This is a genomic window from Sphingomonas sp. GW821-FHT02B09 (genome assembly GCF_059421875.1).
Genome location: NZ_JBWKVV010000025.1, coordinates 1 through 2486 on the forward strand (window position 1 = coordinate 1; position 2486 = coordinate 2486).

Consider the following 2486-nt stretch of genomic DNA (forward strand, 5'->3'; position numbering starts at 1 on the left):
GCGATCTGAGCCGCGCCAGCACGTCACCGATTGAGTCGGCGCCGAACCCTTTTATTGTCGATGCCGGTAGGGAATCGGCGGGTTTGATCTCGGCGCCTGGCGCTCGTGCTCTGCGGCCGATCACGACGATATCGGGAGCGGGCGCAGCCTTTGGGTTGTCCTGAGCCGTTGCGATAGGACAGAACAGCATCTGCGCGGTCGCATAAGCGATCAAATAAGCTGGTAGCAGTGAAGGCGAGACACACCGGAGCCACTTTGAAACAAGCAGGCGTTTGGAATGGATTTCCACCGTAGCTACACAGTTTATGGGTTAAGGCTATAAGGATCAAGCTAAATGCCGGCAGCGAAAAACGTTACAATCCCATTGCTCGTCAGCGACTCTTACCCAATATCGCAATACGACAAGAATGTTTCGCATTCTCAATAATTTGTCTCTTGTCTGAACCACTTATATGACATGCCAATGAAAGTCGCCAAGTAAAATATCTTTTCCTATGGGGGCTTCACCCTCGGTTTGGATGACCTTATTCGATGACGGTCGAGCGAATCTGCTTCGACACAGATGGGAGGGGTTCATGAAGAAGTTTCTGCTCATAGCGGCCGCGCTGGTTGGCAGCGCCGGCTTTGCAGGTGTGGCCCAAGCTCAGATTTCGATCACGCGTGTCCAGGACGCCAGTGGCAATTTCGAGACCACGACGGGTAAGTCAGCTACGTCAAAGACTTTTACCAGCCCGCCGGTCACTGTCATCGCGGACGAGTACTTCGTCGGCGGCCGCAACCGCATCTACCGCCTCGGTGGTCAGCAGATTTTCCCAAGCACGACCACGCAGAGCCTTTGCACGTCGAGCTATCGTACCTGCCGTTCGGGTGAAACCGTCACGGGTGTGCGCCTGACGATCAACCTGGGCCAGCTCGGCGCAGGGCGCGAGTTCTTCATTCAAGATACTGGCGTGTACTCGCCCTATCCTACGTACAGCACCTCGATCGTTATCAACTAATGCAATGTGGGCAGTCGCTTGACTGCCCACATTCTCATCGGCGTTGGCCAATCCGTGGACTTATTAGAGACTGATAAAGTTTCGTAGGATCGGGTGCGGCGATCTTTGCGGAGAACTTGGCGATCACCGCGAGCGAGCCTTCCATAAGTGCAGCGCCGGCTGCATTTCCTGAATTCCGTTCGAATGCAGCAGACTCAGCCAAGCCCTCGGTCATATCGTGAGGGGTGAAATCGTCGTAAGACATCCTGCCCAAATTGCCCGATATCGCAAGCAAATCGTCCGTATTAACTCCCAGATTCATGCCCAAGTTATGAAGCACAACCTCGGTTTGTCCCGGAGTCAAACTCTTAAAGTTGTATTGTCCGCTTGGAAGGCCTTGTGAGGCGCTAATCGCGTCGGCGTCACTCGCAATTTGCTTCTTCAGCTCGTCCCGCGACATATTGGGGAAATTGTTAAAATAGTCACTCCCGAACTGGGGCGCTGCCGGTCGAGCATTCATCGACTTGGCTTTGTCGGAGATGCTGGCTGTGTCGAGCGACACATTAGCGGTGGTCGCCTTATCCAAAGCGGCATTGAACGACGCCGAGGCCGACGCGGCACGCCGAAGCGGCGCAACGGTGTCTGTCAAATTCGATCGCGAAGTAATGCCGCTTAACATTGGCCGTCTCCCATGGCTGCGGTCCACCTGAATACGGTTAGGTCCTACATCACCGAGGTTAACGAATTTGAGTCAGCGGGTACGCTGCGCCAGCAGCTTCTCACCGTCGGGCCTGATCTCACCCTTCGGCCCGACGAAGCGGTAGAGCGTCTGGCGGGTGATGCCGAGTTCGGCGCACAGCTCGGCGACCTTGGTTTCAGGTTTGCCCATCGCCGCTTGGGCGACGCGCAGCTTTGCCGGCGTCATCTTGAACGGGCGGCCGCCATTCCGCCCGCGGACACGCGCCGCGGCGAGGCCCGCCTTGGTCCGCTCGACGATCAGCTCGCGCTCGAGCTCGGCGAGGCCTGCGAAGATCGCAAAAACGAGTCGGCCGTTCGCAGTGGTGGTGTCGATCGATGCACCCTCGCCGGCGAGCACCTTCAACCCGATGCCACGCTTCGTCAGGTCGCCGACCAGATTGACGAGGTGGCGCAGATCGCGCCCCAACCGGTCGAGCTTCCACACCACCAGCGTATCGCCGGGCCGCAGCGCCTTGATACACGCCTCCAGTCCTGGCCGGTCGTCGCGCTTGCCCGATGCGGCATCGCTATAGAGGTGATGCTCCAGATCCACCCCGGCCTTCGCAAGTGCATCGCGCTGAAGGTCGATGACCTGACTGCCGTCTGTAAATATCAGCGCAAATTGACACTGCTTTGTCAGCGATAAATGGCACGTCTTAGAGGCGGCGAACCACGATCGCTTTGCCAACCGCTATGCTAGGGTCAGGACCCATTGATGTGAGCATCGCGATCTGATTCAGGCTCTGCGAGGAGACAGTGGATGAGCGAGCT

4 protein-coding genes are annotated in these 2486 nt (G+C 57.3%); 1 reads left to right on the forward strand and 3 read right to left on the reverse strand.

From position 1 onward, the window contains the following. Nucleotides 1–289, reverse strand: a 289-nt coding sequence (locus AC07U4_RS24740) for a hypothetical protein (RefSeq protein WP_495197593.1), incomplete at its 3' end; no start/stop codon positions are given. 286 nt (nucleotides 290–575) lie between these two features. Between AC07U4_RS24740 and AC07U4_RS24745 the strand changes: the two genes are divergently transcribed. Next, nucleotides 576–998 (forward strand): DUF4879 domain-containing protein, encoded by a 423-nt coding sequence (locus AC07U4_RS24745; RefSeq protein ID WP_495197594.1) that lies wholly within the window; start codon nucleotides 576–578, stop codon nucleotides 996–998. Between the two features lie 34 nt (nucleotides 999–1032). Here the strand turns inward: AC07U4_RS24745 and AC07U4_RS24750 are convergent, their stop codons facing one another. Then, nucleotides 1033–1656 (reverse strand): hypothetical protein, encoded by a 624-nt coding sequence (locus AC07U4_RS24750; RefSeq protein ID WP_495197595.1) that lies wholly within the window; start codon nucleotides 1654–1656, stop codon nucleotides 1033–1035. A gap of 72 nt (nucleotides 1657–1728) precedes the next feature. Next, nucleotides 1729–2331, reverse strand: a complete 603-nt coding sequence (locus tag AC07U4_RS24755; RefSeq protein WP_495197596.1) for a recombinase family protein — start codon at nucleotides 2329–2331, stop codon at nucleotides 1729–1731. Nucleotides 2332–2486: the final 155 nt, after the last annotated feature.